The organism is Azospirillum brasilense, assembly GCF_007827815.1.
Lineage (GTDB): Bacteria > Pseudomonadota > Alphaproteobacteria > Azospirillales > Azospirillaceae > Azospirillum > Azospirillum brasilense_C.
Genome location: NZ_VITH01000006.1, coordinates 241,485 through 260,825, shown reverse-complemented (window position 1 = coordinate 260,825; position 19,341 = coordinate 241,485). Strand labels below are relative to the sequence as shown.

Genomic DNA, 19,341 nt, shown 5'->3' with positions numbered 1-19,341 from the left:
GCGGAAAGGGTCAGGCGGGCCGTTCGACCGCGATGGCGGTGGCCTCGCCGCCGCCGATGCACAGGGAGGCGACGCCGCGGCGCAGCCCCCGCGCGGCCAGCGCGTGCAGCAGCGTCACGATCAGCCGCGCGCCGGTGGCGCCGATGGGATGGCCGAGCGCGCAGGCCCCGCCGTTGACGTTCAACACGTCGCGCGGAATGCCGAGGTCGCGTTGCGCCGCCATGGCGACGACCGCGAAGGCCTCGTTGATCTCGAACAGGTCGACGTCGTCGACACCCCAGCCGACGCGGTCGAGCAGCTTGCGGATCGCCGGGATGGGTGCGGTGGTGAACCAGGCCGGGTCCTGGCTGTGGGTGGCGTGGCCGAGGAGGGTCGCCAGCACGGGCAGCCCCTCGCGCTCGGCCAACGAGCGGCGGGTGAGCAGTAGCGCCGCCGCCCCGTCGGCGTTGGCCGAGGAGCTAGCGGCGGTGATCGTGCCGTCGCGGCGGAAGGCCGGCTTCAGGCCGGGGATCTTCTCCGGCGCGACCTTCAGCGGGTTCTCGTCGTCGGCGACAGTCCGCTCCCCGCCCTTGACGGCCAGGGTGACGGGCGCGATCTCGGCGGCGAAGGCGCCGCTCGCGATGGCGGCGCGGGCGCGGGTCAGCGTCTCGACGGCGTAGGCGTCCTGCTCAGCGCGGGTGAAACCGTAGAGGTCGGCGGTCGCCTCGCCGAAATCGCCCATCGGGCGCCCGCCCTCATAGGCGTCCTCCAGCCCGTCGAGCATCAGGTGGTCGAGGATGCGGTCGTGCCCGATGCGGTAGCCGCCGCGGGCCTTGGCCAGCAGGTAGGGCGCGTTGGACATCGACTCCATGCCGCCGGCGACCACGAGGTCGGCGGAGCCGGCGCGGAGCAGGTCGTGGGCGAGCATCGTCGCCTTCATGCCGGAGCCGCAAACCTTGTTGACGGTGGTGGCGCCGGTGGCGTCGGGCAGACCGGCGCCGCGCGCCGCCTGCCGGGCCGGCGCCTGCCCCTGGCCGGCGGGGAGCACGCAGCCGAGCAGGACCTCGTCCACACGCTCCGGCGCCAACCCGGCGCGGCTCAGCGCCGCACGAACGGCGTGGGCGCCCAGCGCGTGGGCGGGCAGGGCCGACAGCTCCCCCTGGAAACGGCCGAGCGGCGTGCGCGCGGCGGACACGATGACGACGGGGTCGAGGGTTTCCATGATCGCGAACTCCTGAATGGGGTGGGGATCACTGCACCGTCAGGCCGCCGTCGATGTTGATCGACTGGCCGGTGATGAAGGACGCGGCGTCGGAGCACAGCCAGACCACGGTGTCGGCGACCTCGCGCGGCTGGCCGACGCGACCGACCGGGTGCAGCGGGCCGAGCGCCGCGTTGACCGCCTCCTCGCCGCCGAAGGAGCCGGCGCTCATCGGCGTCTGGATGATCGCCGGGCAGACGGCGTTGACGCGCACGCCGGACTTGGCGACCTCGATGGCGACGCTGCGGGTCATGCCCTCGACCGCCGCCTTGCTGGCGGAATAGACGCTGTTGCCGGCCAGACCGATCTGGCCCAGCACCGAGCCGGTGGACACGATGGCGCCCTTGCCCTGCCGCAGCATGATCGGCAGCTCGTGCTTCAGGCACAGCCAGACGCCCTTGATGTTGACGGCGACCATGCGGTCGAAGTCGGCCTCCGTGGTGTCGGCCACCGAGCGGCCGAAATGGATGCCGGCGTTGTTGAAGGCGTAGTCGAGCCGGCCGTGGTCCCGCTCGATCCGGGCGAACAGGGCAGCGACCTCCTCGGCGTCGGCGACGTCGGCCTGGACGAAGACGGCGCGCCCGCCGGCCTGCCGGACGAGGTCCACCGTCTCCAGCCCCTCCGCCTCGCGCCGCCCGGTGACGACGGCCGTGGCGCCCGCCTTGGCGAAGGCCAGCGCGGTCGCCCGCCCGATGCCCGAGGTGCCGCCGGTGACCAGGGCCACGCCGCCGCTCATATCCGTCATTGTCCTCTCCATGCCCGCTGAGTTATGATGATGGTCATCATGAATGGACTTATTCATGACGTCCATCATGAATATCGCCGCGACCTCCCACGATGAGGGCGTGGCAGCCATGCACAGGGTGACGACGTGAAGGTTTCCAAGGAAAAGGCGGCGGAGAACCGCGCCGCCATCGTCAAGGCGGCGGGACGCCTGTTCCGCGAGCGCGGGTTCGACAAGGTTGGGGTGGCGGAGATCACCAAGGCCGCCGGGCTGACCCACGGCGGCTTCTACGGCCATTTCGCCTCGAAGGACGCGCTGGCCGCCGAGGCGTGCGAGGCCGCCTTCGCGGAGAGCCTCGGCCGGCTGCCCGCCGACGAGGCGTCGCCGGAGGGGCCGCTCGACGCCTTCCTGACGCGCTATCTGAGCGAGCGGCACCGCGACCGGCCGGACGCCGGCTGCCCGATGGCCGCCTTCGCCGGGGAGGTGGCGCGGCAGGACCCGGCGGTGCAGGAGCGCTTCGGAACCGGCGTCGAGGGCTTCTTCGCGGCAGTGGAAGAGCGCCTGCCGGAGCGGGACGGGGAGGGCGCCGCCGAGCGCCGCGACCGCGCCATCGCCATCGTGTCGGCCCTGGTCGGCGGCATGGCGCTGGCCCGCGCCACCGCACTGACCGATCCGGACCGGTCGGCGGAGATCCTGGCGGCGCTGCGCCGTCAGCTCGGCATCCTGGGAAACGGCGTGGGAGACGGCGGGGCGTGAGGGTGCCCGCCGGTGCTCAGCGCACCAGCGCGACCGGCTCGCCGCTGTCCGGGTGGGGGATCACCGCCATCGGCACCCCGTAGATGGCGTCCAGGCGGGCCGGCGTCATGATCTCGGCCGGAGGTCCGCGGTCGATCAGCCGCCCGCCCTGCAGGGCGACGATGTCGTCGCAGAAGCGCGCCGCCATGTTCACGTCGTGCAGCACCGCGACCACCCCGATGCCGCGTTCGCGCGACAGGCGGCGGACCAGGGCCAGCACCTCCACCTGATGGGCGACGTCGAGCGCCGAGATTGGCTCGTCGAGCAGCAGGCAGCCGGCGTCCTGCGCGATCAGCATGGCCAGCCACACCCGCTGCCGCTCCCCGCCCGACAGGCTGTCGACCAGCCGGTCGGCGAAGGGCGCGGTGTCGGTCAGCGCCAGCGCTTCCTCCACCTTGCGGGCGTCCTCCGCGCGGAAGGCGCCGAGCGCGCCGTGCCAGGGGTAGCGGCCGAGCGCCACCAGCTCGCGCACCAGAAGCCCGGATGCCGCGGGCATGTGCTGCGGCAGGTAGCCGATGCGGCGGGCGAGGGCGCGCTGTTTCCAGCGGTCCAGGGGCCGGCCGTCGAACAGCACCCGCCCGCCGCTCGGCGGCTGCTGGCGGGCGAGGATCTTCAGCAGGGTCGATTTGCCGGAGCCGTTGTGGCCGATCAGCGCGGTCACCCGGTGGGGGAACAGGTCGCAGGACGGCAGGTCGAGCAGCAGGCGCCCCGGCAAGGCGAAGCGCACCCCGTCGAGGCGGAACATCGGCTCCATGGCGGGCGTCATGCGGAAATTCCTTTGGCAGACGCCCCCGGCGGGGTGCGCCGCCAGTAGGCGACGGCGAGCATGCGGTCGCGGTCGATGCCGCAGCCACGCAGATGCTCGCGCAGCCGGGCGAGGTCGTCGAACTCGCAGGCGACCCAGGCGAAGAGGCCGGCGCGGTCCGCCGGGAGGGTCAGGGCGCGCACCGCCTCGACCAGCGGGCTGGCCGTCCCGGCGCTGCGGCGGTGCAGCCAGCGCACGGCGATTCCCGCGGGGGCCCGGAGCGGCAGCTCGTCCGCCGCGTCCTCCACCTCGATCAGGGCGGTGCCGCCGGCGTCGTCGGGCAACTCCTCCAAAATGCGGGCGATGGCGGGAAGGGCCGTCTCGTCGCCGGCCAGCAGGTACCAGGAGGCCGGTGAAACGCCGAGCCCGTAGGGGCCGGACATGCCGCAGAGGTCGCCGGGCCGCGCCCGCCGGGCGAAGTCGGCGCCGGGGGCCTCGCCGGAATGGTCGTCATCGCCGTGAAGGACGACGTCGATGTCCAGCTCGCCGGCGTCGGCATCGACGCGCCGCAGAGTGTAGTAGCGGACCGCCGGCCGGCGCTCGGGGTCGGGCAGGACCGGCCGCCCGTCGGGGCCGGGGCGCGGCCAGGACGGCGCCTCCAGCCCCGGCGGCGGCAGATAGAGGCGGACATGCAGGTTGTCCGACGTCGCGAAGCGGCCGAGGTCCCGGCCGCGGAAGGTGATGCGGCGCAGGCGCGGGGTCAGGTCGCGGACGGCGGCGACGCGGATTTCGCGGAAATCGGCGAACAGCGCCCCGGTCTCGACGTCGCCGGTCCAGACGATTGCCGCGTCCTCCCCGAGCAGGCCGAGCAACTGCTCGGTGACCGAGCCGCGGAACCGCTCCAGGAGGCCGCGGTTGTCCGATTCCGTCCGCAGACGCAGCGCGTCCGTGCCCACGGTCAGCGTCAGGCGGCCGAACGGCCCGTCCGTCGTCCGGCGGTCGCCGTCGCGGGTGAAGGTCAGGCCGTAGGGCTCGGAGGCGGCGACCAGCCAGTCCGCGGCGGCGGCGGGGGTGTCGGGGAGGAGGTCTTGGGGAATCGCGGTGTCGCAGAGGAAGCGGGTCATCAGCGCCGTCCCAGAAGCCAGAGGAGGAAGGGGCCGCCGATCACGGACGCGAGCAGCCCGGCCGGCACTTGATAGGGGAAGATCACGCCGCGTCCAAGCCAGTCGGCGGCCAGCATGACCAGCCCGCCGAGCAGGGCGGAGCCGGCAAGATGGGCCGCCGCCCGCTGCAGGCCGAGCATGCGGGCGAGGTGCGGCCCCATCAGCCCGACGAAGCTCAGCGGCCCGACGATCAGCGTCGCCGCCGCGGTCAGCAGCGCCGACAGGCTGAACAGGACGGCGCGGCTGAGCGGCGGGCTGACCCCCAGCGCCGCCGCCACCCCGCCGCCGAGCGGCAGCAGGTCGAGCCAGCGGGCGACGAAGGGGATGGCGGCGACGGCGAGCCCGGCCAGCAGCGCCGCCGCCAGCGCGTCGGTCGGGCCGACCATGTAGGTCGACCCGGACAGCCAGGTGACGAGCGTCTGCAGGCGCGGATCGTGCCCGGCCATCAGGACGGCGACGACGACCCCGGAGATGGAACTGGTGGCGATCCCGGCCAGCAGCAGCCGGTCGGGCGAGAAGCCGTCCCTGCGGCCGAGCGCCATCATCGCCGCCAGCACCGCCGCCGCTCCCGCCCCGCCGGCCAGGATCTGGGCGCCGCGGCCGGGGGTTTCGGCCGAGAACATCAGAACGATCACGCCGAGGATCGCGCCGGAGGACACGCCGAGGATTTCCGGCGCGGCCAGCGGGTTGCCGGTCATCCGTTGCAGCGTGGCGCCGGCCACCGCCAGCATCGCCCCGCCGGCCAGCGCCGCCAGCGCCCGCGGCAGGCGCCAGGGCTCCACGGCGGCAAGGGCGTCGCCGGCACTCCACTCCCAGCCGTCCGGACCGCGGCCGGCGGCGACCGCCGCCCACAGGGCCAGCGGCAGCAGCAGGGCGCCGCCAGCGAGCAGCAGCGCCGGCCGTGACGCCCGCGGCGGCGGAGCGGCGGCGGTCGTGACCGGCGGTGCCGCCGTGCGCAGCCGGGGCAGCAGCCACAGCAGCATCGGCACGCCCAGCACCGCGGTGACGGCGCCGGTCGGCAGCTCGCGGTAGGTGACCGGGGCCAGCAGCACCAGGGCGTCGGTCGCCCACAGCAGGGCGGCGCCGCACAGCGTCGCCCAGAGCAGGCGCGGACCCAGCCGGCGGGCGCCGGCCATGCCGACGATGGTCGGGGCGGCCAGCCCGACGAAGCTGACCACGCCGACGGCGGCGACGCTCAGCGCCGCCAGCATCACCGCGATCACCAGACCGGCCAGCCGGGCGCCCGCCACCGACAGGCCCAGGCTGCGCGCCCCGCCCTCGCCGAGGCCGAGCAGGACCAGCGGGCGCAGCACCAGCGCGGCGGCGAGCGCCAGCACCGCCAGCCGCGGCGCCAGGAAGGCGGCCATGCTCCAATCCTGCTGGTCGAGGAACCCGGCGCCCCACAGGAACAGGCCGATCAGCAGGTCGTGGTTGAACAGCACCATCACGCCGCTGACCGACCCGGCGTAGAGGCTGAGGACGAGGCCGGCGAGAACGACGGTGACCGGCGACAGCCCCTTGCGCCAGGACAGCGCCAGCAGGGCCGCCGCCGACAGCCCGGCGCCGGCCAGCGCCACCCATTCCCGCCCCAGCGCCAGCGCCTCGGGCAGCCACAGCGTGGCGACGGCGAGCGACAGGTGGGCGCCGGCGGAGATGCCCAGCGTGGCGGGCTCGGCCAGCGGGTTGCGCAGGACCTGCTGCAGGATGGCCCCGGCGAGCCCCAACGCCGCCCCGACCAGCAGGGCGACCGCGAAGCGCGGGAACAGGACGTAATGGGCGGCGAGCTGGTCGAGCCGCGCCGGGTCGGGAGCGACGAGCGCCCGCCACCACAGCTCCGGCGGCACTTGCCGCTCAAGGACGAGGGCGGAGACCAGCCCGGCCAGCAGGAACAGGCCGACGACCGGCCAGGCGGGACCGAAGCGGCGGGACGGGGGTGCCATCGCGGTGTCAGCCATGATGCGGCGCCAGCCCTTCGCCGAGAAGGCGGGCGAAGCGCTCCGCCGCCGGGACGCCGCCGTAGAACAGGATGGGCGGCAGGATGGTGACCCGGCCTTCGCGCAGGAAGGGCAGCCCGGCGAACAGCGGCAGAGCGGCCAGCGCCTCCAGCGCCCGCCCGCCCTCGCTGCCGATGTTGACCAGTCCGGCGTCGGGGCGTCCGGCCAGCCGGTCCATGGTCACCGTGGCGTGGCCGTAGGGGCCGCTGGGGCCGGTCCAGGCGTTTGCGATCCCCAGCCGGTCGAGGACGTCGTGATAGAGGCTGTTGCGCCCGTGGATGAGGACGCGCCGCCCGTCGAGGACGCTGAGGATGTAGAGCGGGCGCGGCTCCCATCCGGAGAGCCGGTCGCGCGCCGCCGCGAGAGTGCGGTCGAGCCGGGCGACCGCCCGCTCCGCCGCCTCCGGCACGCCGAGGCCGGCGGCCAGCCCGCGCAGCGACGCGACGGCGAAGGCGAGTTGTCCACCGGGCTGCCCGTCTCCGTCGGACCGGGTGTCGAAGGGCGGATGGACGGTGACGGGGGCGATCCGTTCCAGCCGGCCCTGCACCGCCGACAGCGCGCCGTCGCTGACGAAGCGCGCCGGAGCCAGCCGGTCGAGCAGCTCCAGGTTCGGCTCCGCCCGCGCGCCGATGTCCGGAACGCCGTCCGGCACCGCCGGCTCGACCACCGCCCGGCGGTAGCGGTCGAGCTCCGGCAAGCCGCGGGGAACGATGCCCAGCGCCAGCAGGGCCTGCGCGCTCGTCCAGTCGAGCGCGCAGACTCCGCCATCCGTCCTTCGCTCCGCCGCCCGCGCGCCGCCGGCCATCAGGCCGGCCGGGAGCAGGACGGCAGGGAGCAGGGCGGCGGCGCGGAGGACGCGGCGCCGGCCGACGGTGCCGTTGATGCCGGGCATCGGGGAGGCCTTACCAGCTGTACTTCAGCGTCGCCAGGACTTGGCGGCGGTTGCCGTACAGCACGGTGTTGTCGTAGAAGCCCGGCGAATAGTACTTTTTGTCGGTCAGGTTGCTGACGTTGAGCGCGGCGCTGGCCCCCGCCAGCTCCGGACGCAGAGCGCCGAGGTCGTAGCGGATGGCGGCGTCGATCAGCGCGTGTTCGGGGATGCTCGCGGTGTTGGCGATGTTCTTGGACGAACCGACATAGCGCACCCCCGCCCCGAGGCCGAGGCCGTCGAGCGGACCGGACCGGAAGGTGTAGTCGCCCCAGGCCGAGGCCATGTGGCGCGGAATCCCCTTCGGCCGCAGCCCGACCGAGCTGGTGGAGGAACCGACGGCCGGGTTGTCCTTGGTGATCTCGGCGTCGATGAAGGCGTAGGAGGCGATCAGGCTGAACGCCTCCGTCAGCGCCATCTTGCCCTCCAGCTCGACGCCGCGGCTGCGGATCTCGCCTTCCTGCACCGCGTAGCCGCTGTAGAGCGGGTCGTTGGTCGACACGTTCTGCTGGGTGATGTGGTAGAGCGAGGCGGAGATGAAGCTGGTCCAGCCGGTCGGCTGGTACTTCACGCCCACCTCGTACTGCGTGCCGGTGGTCGGCTTGAAGGTGCCGCCGCCGCGTTCCGGGGCCAGCGTGCCGGTGGACGGCTGGAACGAGGTCGCGTAGCTGGCGTAGGGCGCGATGCCGTTGTCGAAGACGTAGCCGAGGCCGGCGCGCCCGGTGAAGTCGTGGTCGCGCGTGGTCTGGAAGCCGTTGGAAAGATAGTCGACCTCCTTGCCGACCACCCAGTCCTGACGGCCGCTGAGCGTCAGGATCCAATTGTCGTAGCGCAGCTGGTCCTGGAGGTAGGCGCCGATCTGCGACAGCTTGCTCTTCCCGTTCACCCAGGGGTCGGCGTAGAGGAACTCCGTCCCCGGATAGGTCGGGTTGAAGATGTCGACGACCAGCGAATTCAGCGTGTTCCGCCGCGTCTCCTTGCCGGAGTAGTAGCCGTAATCGACGCCGGCCAGGATGGTGTGCGAGACCGGGCCGGTGGTCAGCTTGCCCTGGATGTTGCTGTCGATCAGGTAGGTGTCGGTGTTCTTCGGACGGTCCTGCAGGCCAACCGGGTAATAGCGCCCGTCCACCAGCTCGACCGGCCATTCGGTGCTGAAGGAGGACTGGAAGCTCACCCGCGAATGCATGTAGCGGGCGTTCTGGTGGATCGACCAGTTCGGGCTCAGCTCATGCTCGACCTCGTAGCCGATCGACGTGTTCTTCACCCGCCAGTCGGACACGCCCGGAACGCCGAAATAGAGGTCGGTGCCGATCAGGTCGAGCGCGCTGCGCGGGATGCTCTGCTCCGACCCGCTCATCTTCAGCGACTGGTGGCTGGCGAGCAGGGTCAGCTTGGTCCTGTCGGTCGGCTTGAAGGTCACCGCCGGCGCGATGTAGAAGCGGTCGTCCGGCGCGTGGTCGACCTGGGTGTCGGACAGGCGGCCGAGCCCGGTCAGGCGGTAGAGCACCTTGCCCTCGCCATCGACCGGCCCGCCGAGATCGAAGGCGGCCTGACGGCGCTTGTAATTGCCGGTCTGAAGCTGGATTTCGTGAAGCGGCGTCGCGGTTGGCCGCTTGCTGGTCAGGTTCACGACGCCGCCGGGCGCGGTCTGGCCGAACAGGACCGACGAGGGGCCCTTCACGATGTCGACGCGCTCCAGCCCGTAGGGCTCGAAATTGGTGTCGTAGTTGTTGAAGCCGGCCCGCAGGCCGTCGCGGTAGATGCCGAACAGGCTGAAGTCGCGGAAGCCGCGCATCGAAAAGTCCGGGGCGCCGGGGCCGCCCGGATAATCGACCACGACGATGCCGGGCGAGTAGGCGACCGCACCGCCGAAATCCTGAACGGCGCGCTGGTCCATCTCCTCGCGGGTCACGACGGAGATGGTCTGCGGAATCTCGATGAGCGGCGTGTCCACCTTGGTGCCGACGGCGCTGCGCGTCGCGACATAGCCGTCGGTGCCGCCGACGACGCCCTGCACGGTGATCGGGGCGAGAACCGTGGCGTTGCCGGCCGATCCGCCGCCAGCCTGTCCGGCGTCCGGCTGCTGCTGCGCCAGGGCGGTTGACTGATGCGCCAACGCCGTCATTCCCGCCATCGTCGTCGCCAGCAGGACAGCTTTCAGACGCCCGCGCGTCCCCATCGCCGGACGACCGGCCGCCGCGGCCACCCCAACCCCAATCTCCATTTCCAAACCCCCGAATGACACTCGATCCGGCGGGTTCCGCGTCCTGCGAAACCCGTCTCCTGGCTCTAAGACGAAGGGGGTAGGTGGAACTTAAGGGGATTCTTTCATCCCCGTGAATTTTTTAGCGGGTGAATTTTTCCTGTACGACCGTCCCCGCGGTCAGCCGGAGCAGATGGTCGGCCACGTCGAAATAGCGGTCGTCGTGCGAGATGACGATGATCGTCTTGCCCATCGCCTTCAGGCTCGGCAGCAGCTCTGTGTAGAAGATCCGGCGGAAGGCGGGGTCCTGGTCGGCGGCCCATTCGTCGAACACCAGCACCGGCCGCCCGTCCGTCCAGGCCTGGAGCAGGGCCAGCCGCTTGCGCTGTCCGGTGGACAGGTCGGTCGTGCTGAACACCCCGTCGACCAGACTGACCTTGTGGGCGATCTCCAGCCGCTCCAGATAGGCCTGGGCCTCCTCCGGCACGGTTCCGCCCGCCTGGATCAGGTCGTCGAACAGGAAATAGTCGGCGAAGATGGTGGTGAAGAGCTGGCGGTAATCGTCGCGCGTCTCCGGCGTCACCGGTTTGCCGTTCAGCAGGATCTCTCCGTCCTGCGGGGCGTAGAGGCCGAGCAGCATCTTGATCAGCGTGGTCTTGCCGCAGCCGTTCTCGCCGACGATGAACAGGATCTCGCCGCGCCCGACGCGCAGCGACACGGGGCCGAGCACGAAGGGGTCCTCGCCCGGACCGGCCGGTGGGTAGGCGTAGCGGGCCGCGCGCAGCTCCAGCGAGTCGATGGCGGCGGGCGGCGGAGAACCGTCCTTCATCAGCAGGTGCGGCTCCGGCGAGGCGAAGGCCGCCGACAGCTCTGCGATGCGGCGGAAGGCGACCTGGGCGCGGCTGACGATGGGCAGGGTGCCGATCAGATGCTCCAGCGGCCCCTTCATGTAGAGCAGGACCAGGATGAAGCCGCTGAGCGTCCCGCGGTCGGTGCTCGGCCACAGCGCCTCGACGCCGAGCGCCACCCCGATGACGATGAAGAACAGCGTGGAGCCGAACCCCTTGGCGACGACGAAGAGGGTGATCGAGCGGATCTGGACCTCGCAGATGCGGTCGATGGTCCCGCGCAGCGCCTCGCTCTGCAGGCGCAGCCGGCGCGGCCGGTTGATGCGCAGCTCCTTCGCCCCTTCCGCCAGCGAGCGGTAGTGCTTCTGCAGCTCGTCCTCGTGGGCGCGGGCCTCCTGGAAGCCCTCGATGCCGCGGCCGCGCGCGATGTACTGCACGGCGCTGCCGATCAGGATGGCCGCCGCCGTCGCCAGGAACATCGGCCAGGACAGCAGCGCCAGATAGACGAGGCTGCCCAGCGTGACGCTGAGCGACACCGCCAGCGGCGCGAAGACGAAGGCGAAGTCGCTGATGGTGTCCACGTCGTGGGTCAGCACCGGGATCAGGCGGTGGCTGCGGTAGCGCTCCAGCTGGTTGATCGGTGCCGTCAGGATGCGGTCGCCCAGATCCTTGCGCAGCCGCGCGATGACCCGCTGCCCGATCCGGTTGGTGCCGATGTCGGACAGCACCGACCCGGCCAGCGCCATGGCGCACAGCCCGGCGAAGGCGAGCAGGAGCCCGGCGCCGGGGCTGTCGCCGGCGTGCAGGATGCGGTTGATGGCGGCCAGCAGCCCGGTCACGCTGAGCCCGCCCAGCACCCCCAGCAGGGTGGCGGCGGTCAGCAGCGGCCAAAAGGGGCGCAGGAGGTGGAGCAGCGCGGACAGGCTGGAACGGGGGGACGTCGGCATCGGGGTTCCTGGGGGACGGGGCGACAGGCGGCCGCGCGACAACCCCGCCGGGAAGGCGGACGCGCACGGCCCTGACGACTAGGACGAACGAGCGGGGCAAAACTGAAGCGGCGCCGGCGGAGCGGTCGCGGCGATCCGCCCCGTCTTGCGGTGTGGTCCCGGTCTGCCCTATAGCTGGCACACGATTTCCGGAGCCGAGCGCGCCTGTATGCCTCCGTCCCATCCTTCCGACGACGACCGCGTGACCGAAGAGGCGGCGGACTGGTGCCTGCGCCTGCAAGCGGAGCAGGTGAGCGACGCCGACCGGGCCGCCTTTGAGCGCTGGTGCCGGGACGACCCGCGCCATCTGGCGGAATTCGACGCGATGCGGGAACTGTGGGGCCTATCCGCCGGGCTGCGGCCGCGGGTGACCGCGACCCCCGCTCCGGCCCGGCCCGTTGCGGCGGCGCGCTCTCCCAGTGTCCGGGCGCCGAAACAGCGGCGCTGGGCGCTGGCGGCCTGCGTCGCGGCGGCCCTGGCCGTCGGCTGGCCGGTGGGCTGGTCGTTCGGTGTGCTGCCCGGCACGGTGGACGTCTTCCTCGGCGGCGACCGGCACCGCGTGGTCGGTCTGCCCGACGGCTCGACGGTGGACCTGAACGTCCGCACCACCCTGTTCTACGCCCAGTTCCGCGACCGCCGCAGCGTGCTGATGGACCATGGCGAGGCCTATTTCGCGGTGGCGGGCGACGCCGCGCGGCCCTTCACCGTCTTCACCGCCGCCCATCGGGTCCGGGTGACCGGGACGCGGTTCAACGTCTGGGCCAACGACGGCGAACTGGCCGTGACGCTGGCCGAGGGCGCGGTGACGGTGAGCGCCGCCGCTGCCGCGGCGGGTGAAGAGCCCCTGCGGCTGACGCCGGGCCAGCAGGGCCGCTTCGCCCGCGACAGCCGGTTCGGCAGCGTCGCGCGCGTCGATCCGGCGCGGGTCCTGTCCTGGCGCGAGGGCAAGCTGGTGTTCGACGACATCACCCTGGCCGAGGCGGTCCCGCTGCTGAACCCCTACCTGTCGCAGCCGCTGCGGCTGGCCGACCGCCGGGTCGGGGCGATGCGCATCGGTGGCGTGTACGACGTCGCCGATCTCGACCGCGTGGTGGCATCGCTGCCGCGGGTGCTGCCGGTGACGATCGCCGCGAAGGACGGCGTGCTGCTCCTCTCCGCCCGCTGAGGCCGGGAGCTGGTCACCAGCGATAGGACAGGGTCGCCAGCACCGCCCGGCGGTTGCCGACGAAGACCGAATCCTCATAGAAGCCCGGCGAGAAATAGCGGCGGTCGAACAGGTTGGTCGCGGTCAGCGTCAGCCCGACCCCGTCGAGCGACGGGCCGAGCCGGTCCAGCTCGTAGCCCAGGCTGACATCGACCAGCGTGTAGGCGGGGACGCGCACGCTGTTCGCGGCGTTGTCCGTCGCGCCGACGTACCGCACGCCGATGCCGGCGGTCAGGCCGTCGGCCGGTCCGTCCTCGAAACGCTGGCGCAGCCAGAGCGACGCGGCGTGGCGGGGGACCGAGGCCACCCGATGCCCGGTCTTGTCGGTGCCGCCGGGGGCGGGGGTGTCGCGGGTGACCCGCGCGTCGGTGAGGGTGTAGGCCGCCGTCAGATCGGTCGTCTCGCCGACCGCCGTCCGCGCCTCCAGCTCGACGCCGCGCGACCGCGTCTCCCCGGTCTGGGTCAGATAACCGGGATGGTCCGGATCGGCTGTGGTGAGGTTACGCTGCACCGCGCGGAACAGCGACGCGGTGAACAGCGCGTCGACGCCCTCGGGCCGGTAGCGCAGCCCGGTTTCGATCTGCGCCCCGCGGCTCGGCGAGAAGGGACGGCCTTGCGCGTCGCTGCCGCTGGTCGGCTGGAAGGAGGTCGCATAGCCGGCGTAGGGCGCCAGGCCGTTGTCGAAGCGGTAAGCGAGCCCGATGCGCTTGGTGAAGGCGCGGTCGAACTGGGTCGTCTCCACCGGCACGCTGTCGGACAGCAGGCCGCGGACGTCCGTGCGGCTCCAGTCCATCCGCCCGCCGAGCGTCAGCCGCCAGCCGCCGGCGGCGATCTCGTCCTGGAGATAGAGGCCGGTCTGGCGGATGCGGTCGGTCAGGTCGTTGAGCAGCGCCGCGTCCCAGGCGTAGGGGCCGCCATAGACCGGGGCAAAGACGTCGATCGGGTCGGCCACCGTTCCGTTCCGCCGCGTTTCATGCACCCGGTAGCGGGCGTGATCGACGCCGGCCAGCAGGCTGTGGCGCAGCGGCCCGGTGGTGACGCCGCCCTGCAGGTTGGCGTCGGCCAGCAGGGTGGAGCTGGTCTTGGGCCGGTCCTGCAGCCCGAACCGGTAATAGCGGTTCGCCTCCAGCGCGCCGGAGTCTGACCAGCTCCACCGATAGCCGACGCGGCTGCGGCTGTGGCGCAGGCTGTGGCGCAGCGTCCAGTCGCCGCTCAGGGCGTGGCGGGCCTCGTAGCCGGCCGAGAGGGTGCGCGAGCGGTAGGAACTCACCCCCGGATAGCCCAGGAACAGGCTGGGATCGAGCCGGCCGTAGGGGTTGTCCAGCACCGTGCCCGACACCGGGAAGCTCTGCTCCGCCCCCATCTTGCGGAAGTCGAGGAGGCTGGCGAGCAGGGTGATCTCGGTGCCCTCGCCGGCCGACCAGGACAGCGCGGGGGCGACGTAGAGGCGGTCGTCCGGCGTGTGGTCGACCTGCGTGCCGCTGCGCCGTGACAGCGCGGTCAGCCGGTAGCGCAGCGATCCCCCGGCGTCGATGCGGTCGCTCAGATCGGCGGTGACCTGCCGCCGGTCATGGCTGCCGCCCTGGAGCTGGAGCCGGTGGAGCGGTTGATCGGTCGGGCGCTTGCTGGTCAGGGCGATGGCGCCGCCGGGCGGCATCGCGCCGTAGATGGCGGAAGCCGGTCCCTTCAGCACCTCCACCCGCTCCACGCCGAAGGGCTCGTACTCCAGCCCATAGGGGTTGTAGCCGCTGCGCAATCCGTCGATCAGGACGGATTCGGAGGTCTGGCGGAAGCCGCGGACATAGACGTCGATGGCGCCCTGGCCGCCGGGATAGTCGATGGGGCGCACGCCGGCGCTGTAGGCCAGCGCGCTGTTGATGTCCTGGACGTCGCGCCGGTCAAGGTCGGCGCGCGTGACGATGGAGAGCCCCTGCGGCAGGTCTTCGACGGGGGTTTCGGTGCGGCCGATGCTTTGGTCGGGACTGGCGACGCTCGCCGTCCGGCCGCTGTGCAGCGGTCGGCCCTCGACCGTCAAGGGGGGCAGGACATCGGCGGTTTCCTGCGGCCGGCCGATGGTCGCCATACCGTCGCGCAGGTCGAAGGACAGGCCGGTCCCGTTCAGCAGTTCGGCGAGGGCCGCCGCCGGGGCCATCCGTCCCGCCAGGGCGCGCGACCGGCGGCCCGACACGAGGTCCGGGCTGTAGAGGATCTGCAAACCGGTCTGCTGGCCGAAGCGGGTCAGCGCCTCGCCCAGGGGAAGGGCCGGGATCGCCAGCGGCCTGTCCTGGGCCGCGGGCTGCGCGGCGAGCACGGAACAGCCGAGCACCGGCCAGCCGAGCGCCAGCCCGCCGAGCAGAAAGCCTGCGAGGCGCGGGGTCATCCAGAACTCGCGCAACGAATAATAGAAATCACCGCAGGAATTTCTGCCTTTTCCTCATTTGCAAATGACTGTCAGTTGCATTAGCTTGCGACGGCTTGTCAAGCCTTGGGGTTTGCCGCCCCGCCGCGGCGTCGCTTTGCACAAGGATCGTCCCATGCGACCGGTAGGAACCGCCGAGAATCAGACCCTGACCGACGTCTTCACGACGCATCGGCGGTCGCTGATCGGGGTGGCCGAGCGGATCACCGGGTGCCGGCACCACGCCGAGGACGTGGTCCAGGACGCCTTCCTGAAGCTGCTGGGGACGGAGTCGACCAGTTCCATCCGGGCCAAGGCGGGCTACCTGATGATGGTCGTGCGCAATCTGGCGATCGATCACTACCGCCGGAAAGGCCTGGAATCGCGTCTGATGGCGGCGGAGGAGGAAGGGCAGGCGGTGAGCACGCCGGACGCGGCCTCGCCGGAAAGCGTGAACGTGAACCGCCAGCTCCTGCACACGCTCGAAACGGCGCTGGCCGACCTGCCGGAGCGCACCCGCTACGCCTTCGAAATGCATCGGATCCACGGCCACAGCCAGAAGGACATCGCGGAGACCCTCGGCGTATCGCCGACGCTGGTCAATGTCATGATCCGCGACGCACTGGTTCATTGCCGCAAGGCGATGAAACGGGCCGACCCGTCCTCCTGACGGTTCCGTCAGGTCTCCCGCCAGCACGTCGGCCGTAGAAAGTTGCGCAACCTCGTCATGGGCCCGGCGGAAGCGGCGGGCGCTGTTGGGGTGCCGGAAGCCGTGCATCGGCCGGCTGCGCCTGCCGTTTGAGGGCGAGCATAAATCCTGATGTGACAGAATTTACGCTCGACAGTATGAAAGGGCACCATGGGAGAGGCGCCGAGCATGATGGTCGAGGCGGTCGCCGCCACCGCATTTGCGGTCGATTGGCGGGAGCGGCGCTACGGCTGAGCCCACGCTCATCGGCAGACTTGCTGATGGCTGTCATGGATGGAGTGGCACAGCTCCGTAATTGCCGGTTTCGTTGCCGATATCGTTGCGCCGACGTCGCAATCCCCTCATGGAATGAATAAATTCCATCAGTCCTTGGCCAGGGCGGCCTCTGGCCCATGCAGGAATGACAGTGGCAAAAGGTAATGTTCACACTGAAACGGAAAGAGCATTTCGAGCAGGAGATCAAGAAGAGCCGCTTTCTGGCCTCGGCGGGGCCGGTCACGACCGAAGAGGAGGCACGTGGATTTATCGCCGCGTGCAGCCAACGGGATGCGGGCCACAACTGCTGGGCCTTCCGGATCGGCGACCTCTACCGGTCCAGCGATGACGGCGAACCGGGGGGAACGGCGGGACGCCCGATTCTTCAGGCCATAGACGGCCAGAAGCTGGATCGGGTGGCGCTGGTGGTCAGCCGCTGGTTCGGCGGCGTTCTTCTCGGTGCGGGCGGGCTGGTGCGTGCCTATGGCGGCACCGCAGCGGCGTGTCTCCATGCCGCTGAGCGTCAGCCGATCATCCGCTTTGCAGCCTTGGCCGTCACCTGCGCCTTCGCCGACGAGGCCAGGATCAGGTCGGGGCTTGGCGCCTTCCCAGCAGCCTCTGCCGAGACCAGCGGCTTCACGCCCCAAGGCGTGCAACTCCGGATCAATGTCCCTTGCGAGCAGCTGGACGATGTCGTTGGCATGATCACGGATGCTTCTCGCGGTCAAGCCAAGGTCCAGAAGTCGCTCGGATAGCGAATGAAAACCCATCCGGCGAGTGCCGGTCCCATCACCGCGCTCCGTTGGGCAACCGGGCCGTTAGGGCTCGGACGGGCGGCAAGCCGCCTCCAGGGCCGCTTCATCGTCGCAACGCTCCTCGAAGCGGCGGATTCGGCCGTCCTGCAGCAGCCAGCGGTGTTCGGTCGTCACCGCCACCGGTTTCCCGGTGGCCTTGCTGACGGCCTCGACGAGGTTGCGCGTGACGACTTGGTCCCCGTTCCTTGCGATGTCCTGCATCTCGTGCTTGGTGATCGTCCATTCCTGGGCCAACCCCTGGAAATAGCGCTGGACACCATCGGGGCCGTGGAAGATGCCGGAGAAGGCCGCGAGGGCCGGGGAGCGGCCGCAGGATATCCACTCGACGTCGGACGCGAGATGCTCGAACAGCGGCGCCACATCGCCCACGGCGTAGCGGTCGTACAGGTCGCGAAGCAACTCGATGTCGGTCTGCGTGTCGGTCCGGGCCATGCCGCAACTCCGCCCGCCATGGAATGGTCCGCCATGATAGGGCCGGGTCCCGTCCGCCATGCCGGCGCAAAGGCGGTGCCTCCGTCGGGCGGGTCTGCTCCTCACAACCGGGCGAGGGCCTGCCGCATGATCTCCGCTGTGGCGAGGTCGGCCGGGAAGAAAGCCTCGATGGCCAGTTCGGACAAGGTGACGTCCACCGCCGTTCCAAACACCGTCGTGGTGCTGAAGAAGCTGAGCGTCCCGCCTTCCGACCTGAGCCGCAGAGGAACCACCACGCCATCATGCGACGACAGCGGCTCGCTCCGGCTCTGCGAAGGCTGCCCGTCGGGCACCGGGTAGCCCTTCAACTCGCCGAACAGCGCGGCCAGCACAGGATCGGCGCTGACGTCAATCTGGCGCATCAGCCGGTGCAGGACGTGCGTCCGCCACTGAGCAAGGTTTTCGATCCGCGGCGCCAGCCCGGAGGGGTGGAGGCTGAGGCGCAGCACGTTCACCGGAGGCTGGAGAAGGTCCGGCGCGGATCCGGTGAGCAGCGGTGCGACCGCACGGTTGGCGGCGACCAGCGTCCAATGCCGGTCCACAGCCAGCGCCGGATGAGGCTCATGCCCGGTCAGCACGAGATCGACGGCCTGACGGGCGGCCTGCATCTCCGGATCGTCCAACCGGTGTTCGGAAAAGACCGGTGCGAAGCCCGCTGCGGCGAGCAGCGCGTTGCGGTCGCGCAGCGGAATGTCCATCCGTTCAGCCAAATGCAGCAGCATGGTCCGGCTGGGCTGTGAGCGTCCCGTTTCCAGGAAGCTGACATGCCGGGTCGAAACGTCGGCCTCGCAGGCAAGGTCCAGTTGGCTGAAGCCGCGCCGCTTGCGCCAGATGCGCAGCAATTCCCCGACCGGCTGGCGCGGCACGGTCCTGGGGGACGGATGGTGACGGGCGGCTGTTTGCGGCATCGTTCCGGCCTCCCGTCCGGCGTTTTCGGTGTTCTGCGTTCCATGATACCAGCGCCGCCGCTCATCCATCCAGAAAGGTCAGCAGGTCGCGGTTGAAGCGGTCCATATGCGTCAGGAACAGACCGTGCGGCGCCCCCTCGTAGACGATCAGCGTCGCGTTCGACATCAGTTCGGCGGTGGTCATCCCGGTGGTGCCAAGCGGGCTGGACACATCCAAATCGCCGTGGATCAGCAAGGTCGGTACGGTGATGTCCTGAAGTTCCCGCCGGAAATCTGTGGACGTCGTTGCGCGATGGCAGTCCAGAAGCGCCTTCAACGAAGCTTGCAAGGCCATCGATTTCACCCAGGCCATCATGCCGGGTGAACTGTCCGCCGTCATAAAGGGGCGGATGTTGTCCTCCAGCCATTTCGGAAAGTCCCGCAGCAGGCAATCCGAGCGGAAGGATTCGAAGACGGCGGGATCGAGTCCGTCGGGGTTCTCATCGGTGCGGAAAAGCGCCGGGGTCACCGTGCCAACCAGAACCGTTCGGGAAATGCGGCGGTCGCCGTGCCGGCTCAGATAGCGGACGATTTCCCCGCAGGACATGGAATGGCCGACCAATGTGACGCCATGCAGGTCGAGCGTGTCGAGCAGGGTGGCGAGGTCGTCGGCCAGCCGGTCGAAGTCGAAGCCGGTTCCCGGGTCGCTCGACCGGCCATGGCCGCGGCGATCGTAAGCGATGCAGCGGTAGCCGCGCTCGGCCAGCGCCAGCATCTGGTAGGACCAGGAATCGGAGGTCAGCGACCAGCTGGACAGGAAGACGACCGGCTTCCCCAGTCCCCAATCCCGGTAGAAGAGGGCCACTCCGTCTTCGGTGCGGATGAAGCCGGGCTGATCCGGTGCGGTGGGAATTGTCGAAGCCATGCTCATGGCCGGTGCTCCTGGGTTCGGGACGTTGCGGGACAGGATGGCCGG

At 70.9% G+C, this 19,341-nt stretch carries 16 protein-coding genes; 4 read left to right on the top strand and 12 right to left on the bottom strand.

The window, feature by feature from the left end; genetic code table 11:
- Positions 1-10: 10 nt before the first annotated feature.
- Positions 11-1,201, bottom strand: coding sequence for an acetyl-CoA C-acyltransferase (locus tag FBZ83_RS14310; RefSeq protein WP_211101662.1), 1,191 nt, complete (start codon positions 1,199-1,201; stop codon positions 11-13).
- A gap of 28 nt (positions 1,202-1,229) precedes the next feature.
- Positions 1,230-1,985 carry an SDR family oxidoreductase gene (locus FBZ83_RS14305; RefSeq protein ID WP_145683923.1) on the bottom strand — a complete coding sequence of 252 codons (756 nt, stop codon included), beginning with the start codon at positions 1,983-1,985 and terminating at the stop codon, positions 1,230-1,232.
- Positions 1,986-2,111: 126 nt separating this feature from the next.
- Here FBZ83_RS14305 and FBZ83_RS14300 point away from each other — a divergent pair, with 126 nt between their 5' ends.
- Entirely contained in the window at positions 2,112-2,720 is a 609-nt protein-coding gene (locus FBZ83_RS14300; protein ID WP_145683921.1) for a TetR/AcrR family transcriptional regulator, read from the top strand.
- 16 nt (positions 2,721-2,736) lie between these two features.
- On the opposite strand, the gene FBZ83_RS14295 is transcribed toward FBZ83_RS14300, so the two are convergent.
- From FBZ83_RS14295 to FBZ83_RS14270, 6 genes are all read right to left on the bottom strand, one after another.
- On the bottom strand, positions 2,737-3,525 hold the full coding sequence (locus FBZ83_RS14295; protein ID WP_145683919.1) for an ATP-binding cassette domain-containing protein: 789 nt from the start codon (positions 3,523-3,525) through the stop codon (positions 2,737-2,739).
- On the bottom strand, positions 3,522-4,628 hold the full coding sequence (locus FBZ83_RS14290) for a siderophore-interacting protein (protein WP_145683917.1): 1,107 nt from the start codon (positions 4,626-4,628) through the stop codon (positions 3,522-3,524). Before FBZ83_RS14290 ends, FBZ83_RS14295 begins: the two co-directional genes overlap by 4 nt.
- Entirely contained in the window at positions 4,628-6,622 is a 1,995-nt protein-coding gene (gene fhuB, locus FBZ83_RS14285; RefSeq protein ID WP_247888301.1) for a Fe(3+)-hydroxamate ABC transporter permease FhuB, read from the bottom strand. The genes FBZ83_RS14290 and fhuB overlap by 1 nt, the downstream gene beginning before the upstream one ends.
- Positions 6,615-7,553 (bottom strand): ABC transporter substrate-binding protein, encoded by a 939-nt coding sequence (locus FBZ83_RS14280; protein ID WP_145683915.1) that lies wholly within the window; start codon positions 7,551-7,553, stop codon positions 6,615-6,617. Before FBZ83_RS14280 ends, fhuB begins: the two co-directional genes overlap by 8 nt.
- A gap of 10 nt (positions 7,554-7,563) precedes the next feature.
- Positions 7,564-9,813 carry a TonB-dependent siderophore receptor gene (locus FBZ83_RS14275; RefSeq protein ID WP_145683913.1) on the bottom strand — a complete coding sequence of 750 codons (2,250 nt, stop codon included), beginning with the start codon at positions 9,811-9,813 and terminating at the stop codon, positions 7,564-7,566.
- Positions 9,814-9,934: 121 nt separating this feature from the next.
- The gene (locus tag FBZ83_RS14270) at positions 9,935-11,587 is read right to left on the bottom strand and encodes a cyclic peptide export ABC transporter (RefSeq protein WP_145683912.1); all 1,653 of its coding nucleotides are present in this window, start codon (positions 11,585-11,587) and stop codon (positions 9,935-9,937) included.
- Positions 11,588-11,795: 208 nt separating this feature from the next.
- On the opposite strand from FBZ83_RS14270, the gene FBZ83_RS14265 reads away from it, so the two are divergent.
- Positions 11,796-12,791, top strand: a complete 996-nt coding sequence (locus FBZ83_RS14265) for a FecR family protein (protein ID WP_145683910.1) — start codon at positions 11,796-11,798, stop codon at positions 12,789-12,791.
- A 13-nt stretch (positions 12,792-12,804) separates the two neighbouring features.
- On the opposite strand, the gene FBZ83_RS14260 is transcribed toward FBZ83_RS14265, so the two are convergent.
- Positions 12,805-15,210, bottom strand: a complete 2,406-nt coding sequence (locus FBZ83_RS14260; RefSeq protein ID WP_145683908.1) for a TonB-dependent siderophore receptor — start codon at positions 15,208-15,210, stop codon at positions 12,805-12,807.
- A gap of 154 nt (positions 15,211-15,364) precedes the next feature.
- Here FBZ83_RS14260 and FBZ83_RS14255 point away from each other — a divergent pair, with 154 nt between their 5' ends.
- Both FBZ83_RS14255 and FBZ83_RS14250 read left to right on the top strand, forming a co-directional pair.
- On the top strand, positions 15,365-15,898 hold the full coding sequence (locus FBZ83_RS14255; protein WP_145683906.1) for an RNA polymerase factor sigma-70: 534 nt from the start codon (positions 15,365-15,367) through the stop codon (positions 15,896-15,898).
- 458 nt (positions 15,899-16,356) lie between these two features.
- Entirely contained in the window at positions 16,357-16,947 is a 591-nt protein-coding gene (locus FBZ83_RS14250) for an IMPACT family protein (protein ID WP_145683904.1), read from the top strand.
- A gap of 63 nt (positions 16,948-17,010) precedes the next feature.
- Here FBZ83_RS14250 and FBZ83_RS14245 read toward each other — a convergent pair whose 3' ends face one another.
- The 3 genes from FBZ83_RS14245 to FBZ83_RS14235 all read right to left on the bottom strand — a co-directional run bounded on the left by FBZ83_RS14245 (position 17,011) and on the right by FBZ83_RS14235 (position 19,296).
- A complete protein-coding gene (locus FBZ83_RS14245; protein WP_186466079.1) occupies positions 17,011-17,439 on the bottom strand; it encodes a nuclear transport factor 2 family protein in 429 nt (142 codons plus the stop codon).
- Between the two features lie 101 nt (positions 17,440-17,540).
- Entirely contained in the window at positions 17,541-18,386 is an 846-nt protein-coding gene (locus FBZ83_RS14240; RefSeq protein ID WP_145683901.1) for a helix-turn-helix domain-containing protein, read from the bottom strand.
- 61 nt (positions 18,387-18,447) lie between these two features.
- The gene (locus FBZ83_RS14235; RefSeq protein ID WP_145683899.1) at positions 18,448-19,296 is read right to left on the bottom strand and encodes an alpha/beta fold hydrolase; all 849 of its coding nucleotides are present in this window, start codon (positions 19,294-19,296) and stop codon (positions 18,448-18,450) included.
- Positions 19,297-19,341 lie beyond the last annotated feature (45 nt).

What these genes read in the sequence shown, in the direction of transcription:
- FBZ83_RS14245 (WP_186466079.1), bottom strand. Translation starts at nt 17,439, where the DNA reads ATGGCCCGGACCGACACGCAGACCGACATCGAGTTGCTTCGCGACCTG.
- FBZ83_RS14255 (WP_145683906.1), top strand. Translation starts at nt 15,365, where the DNA reads ATGCGACCGGTAGGAACCGCCGAGAATCAGACCCTGACCGACGTCTTC.
- FBZ83_RS14275 (WP_145683913.1), bottom strand. Translation starts at nt 9,813, where the DNA reads ATGGAGATTGGGGTTGGGGTGGCCGCGGCGGCCGGTCGTCCGGCGATG.
- FBZ83_RS14305 (WP_145683923.1), bottom strand. Translation starts at nt 1,985, where the DNA reads ATGACGGATATGAGCGGCGGCGTGGCCCTGGTCACCGGCGGCACCTCG.
- FBZ83_RS14235 (WP_145683899.1), bottom strand. Translation starts at nt 19,296, where the DNA reads ATGAGCATGGCTTCGACAATTCCCACCGCACCGGATCAGCCCGGCTTC.
- FBZ83_RS14280 (WP_145683915.1), bottom strand. Translation starts at nt 7,553, where the DNA reads ATGCCCGGCATCAACGGCACCGTCGGCCGGCGCCGCGTCCTCCGCGCC.
- FBZ83_RS14310 (WP_211101662.1), bottom strand. Translation starts at nt 1,201, where the DNA reads ATGGAAACCCTCGACCCCGTCGTCATCGTGTCCGCCGCGCGCACGCCG.
- FBZ83_RS14250 (WP_145683904.1), top strand. Translation starts at nt 16,357, where the DNA reads ATGTTCACACTGAAACGGAAAGAGCATTTCGAGCAGGAGATCAAGAAG.
- FBZ83_RS14270 (WP_145683912.1), bottom strand. Translation starts at nt 11,587, where the DNA reads ATGCCGACGTCCCCCCGTTCCAGCCTGTCCGCGCTGCTCCACCTCCTG.
- FBZ83_RS14260 (WP_145683908.1), bottom strand. Translation starts at nt 15,210, where the DNA reads ATGACCCCGCGCCTCGCAGGCTTTCTGCTCGGCGGGCTGGCGCTCGGC.
- FBZ83_RS14265 (WP_145683910.1), top strand. Translation starts at nt 11,796, where the DNA reads ATGCCTCCGTCCCATCCTTCCGACGACGACCGCGTGACCGAAGAGGCG.
- fhuB (WP_247888301.1), bottom strand. Translation starts at nt 6,622, where the DNA reads ATGGCTGACACCGCGATGGCACCCCCGTCCCGCCGCTTCGGTCCCGCC.
- FBZ83_RS14295 (WP_145683919.1), bottom strand. Translation starts at nt 3,525, where the DNA reads ATGACGCCCGCCATGGAGCCGATGTTCCGCCTCGACGGGGTGCGCTTC.
- FBZ83_RS14240 (WP_145683901.1), bottom strand. Translation starts at nt 18,386, where the DNA reads ATGCCGCAAACAGCCGCCCGTCACCATCCGTCCCCCAGGACCGTGCCG.
- FBZ83_RS14290 (WP_145683917.1), bottom strand. Translation starts at nt 4,628, where the DNA reads ATGACCCGCTTCCTCTGCGACACCGCGATTCCCCAAGACCTCCTCCCC.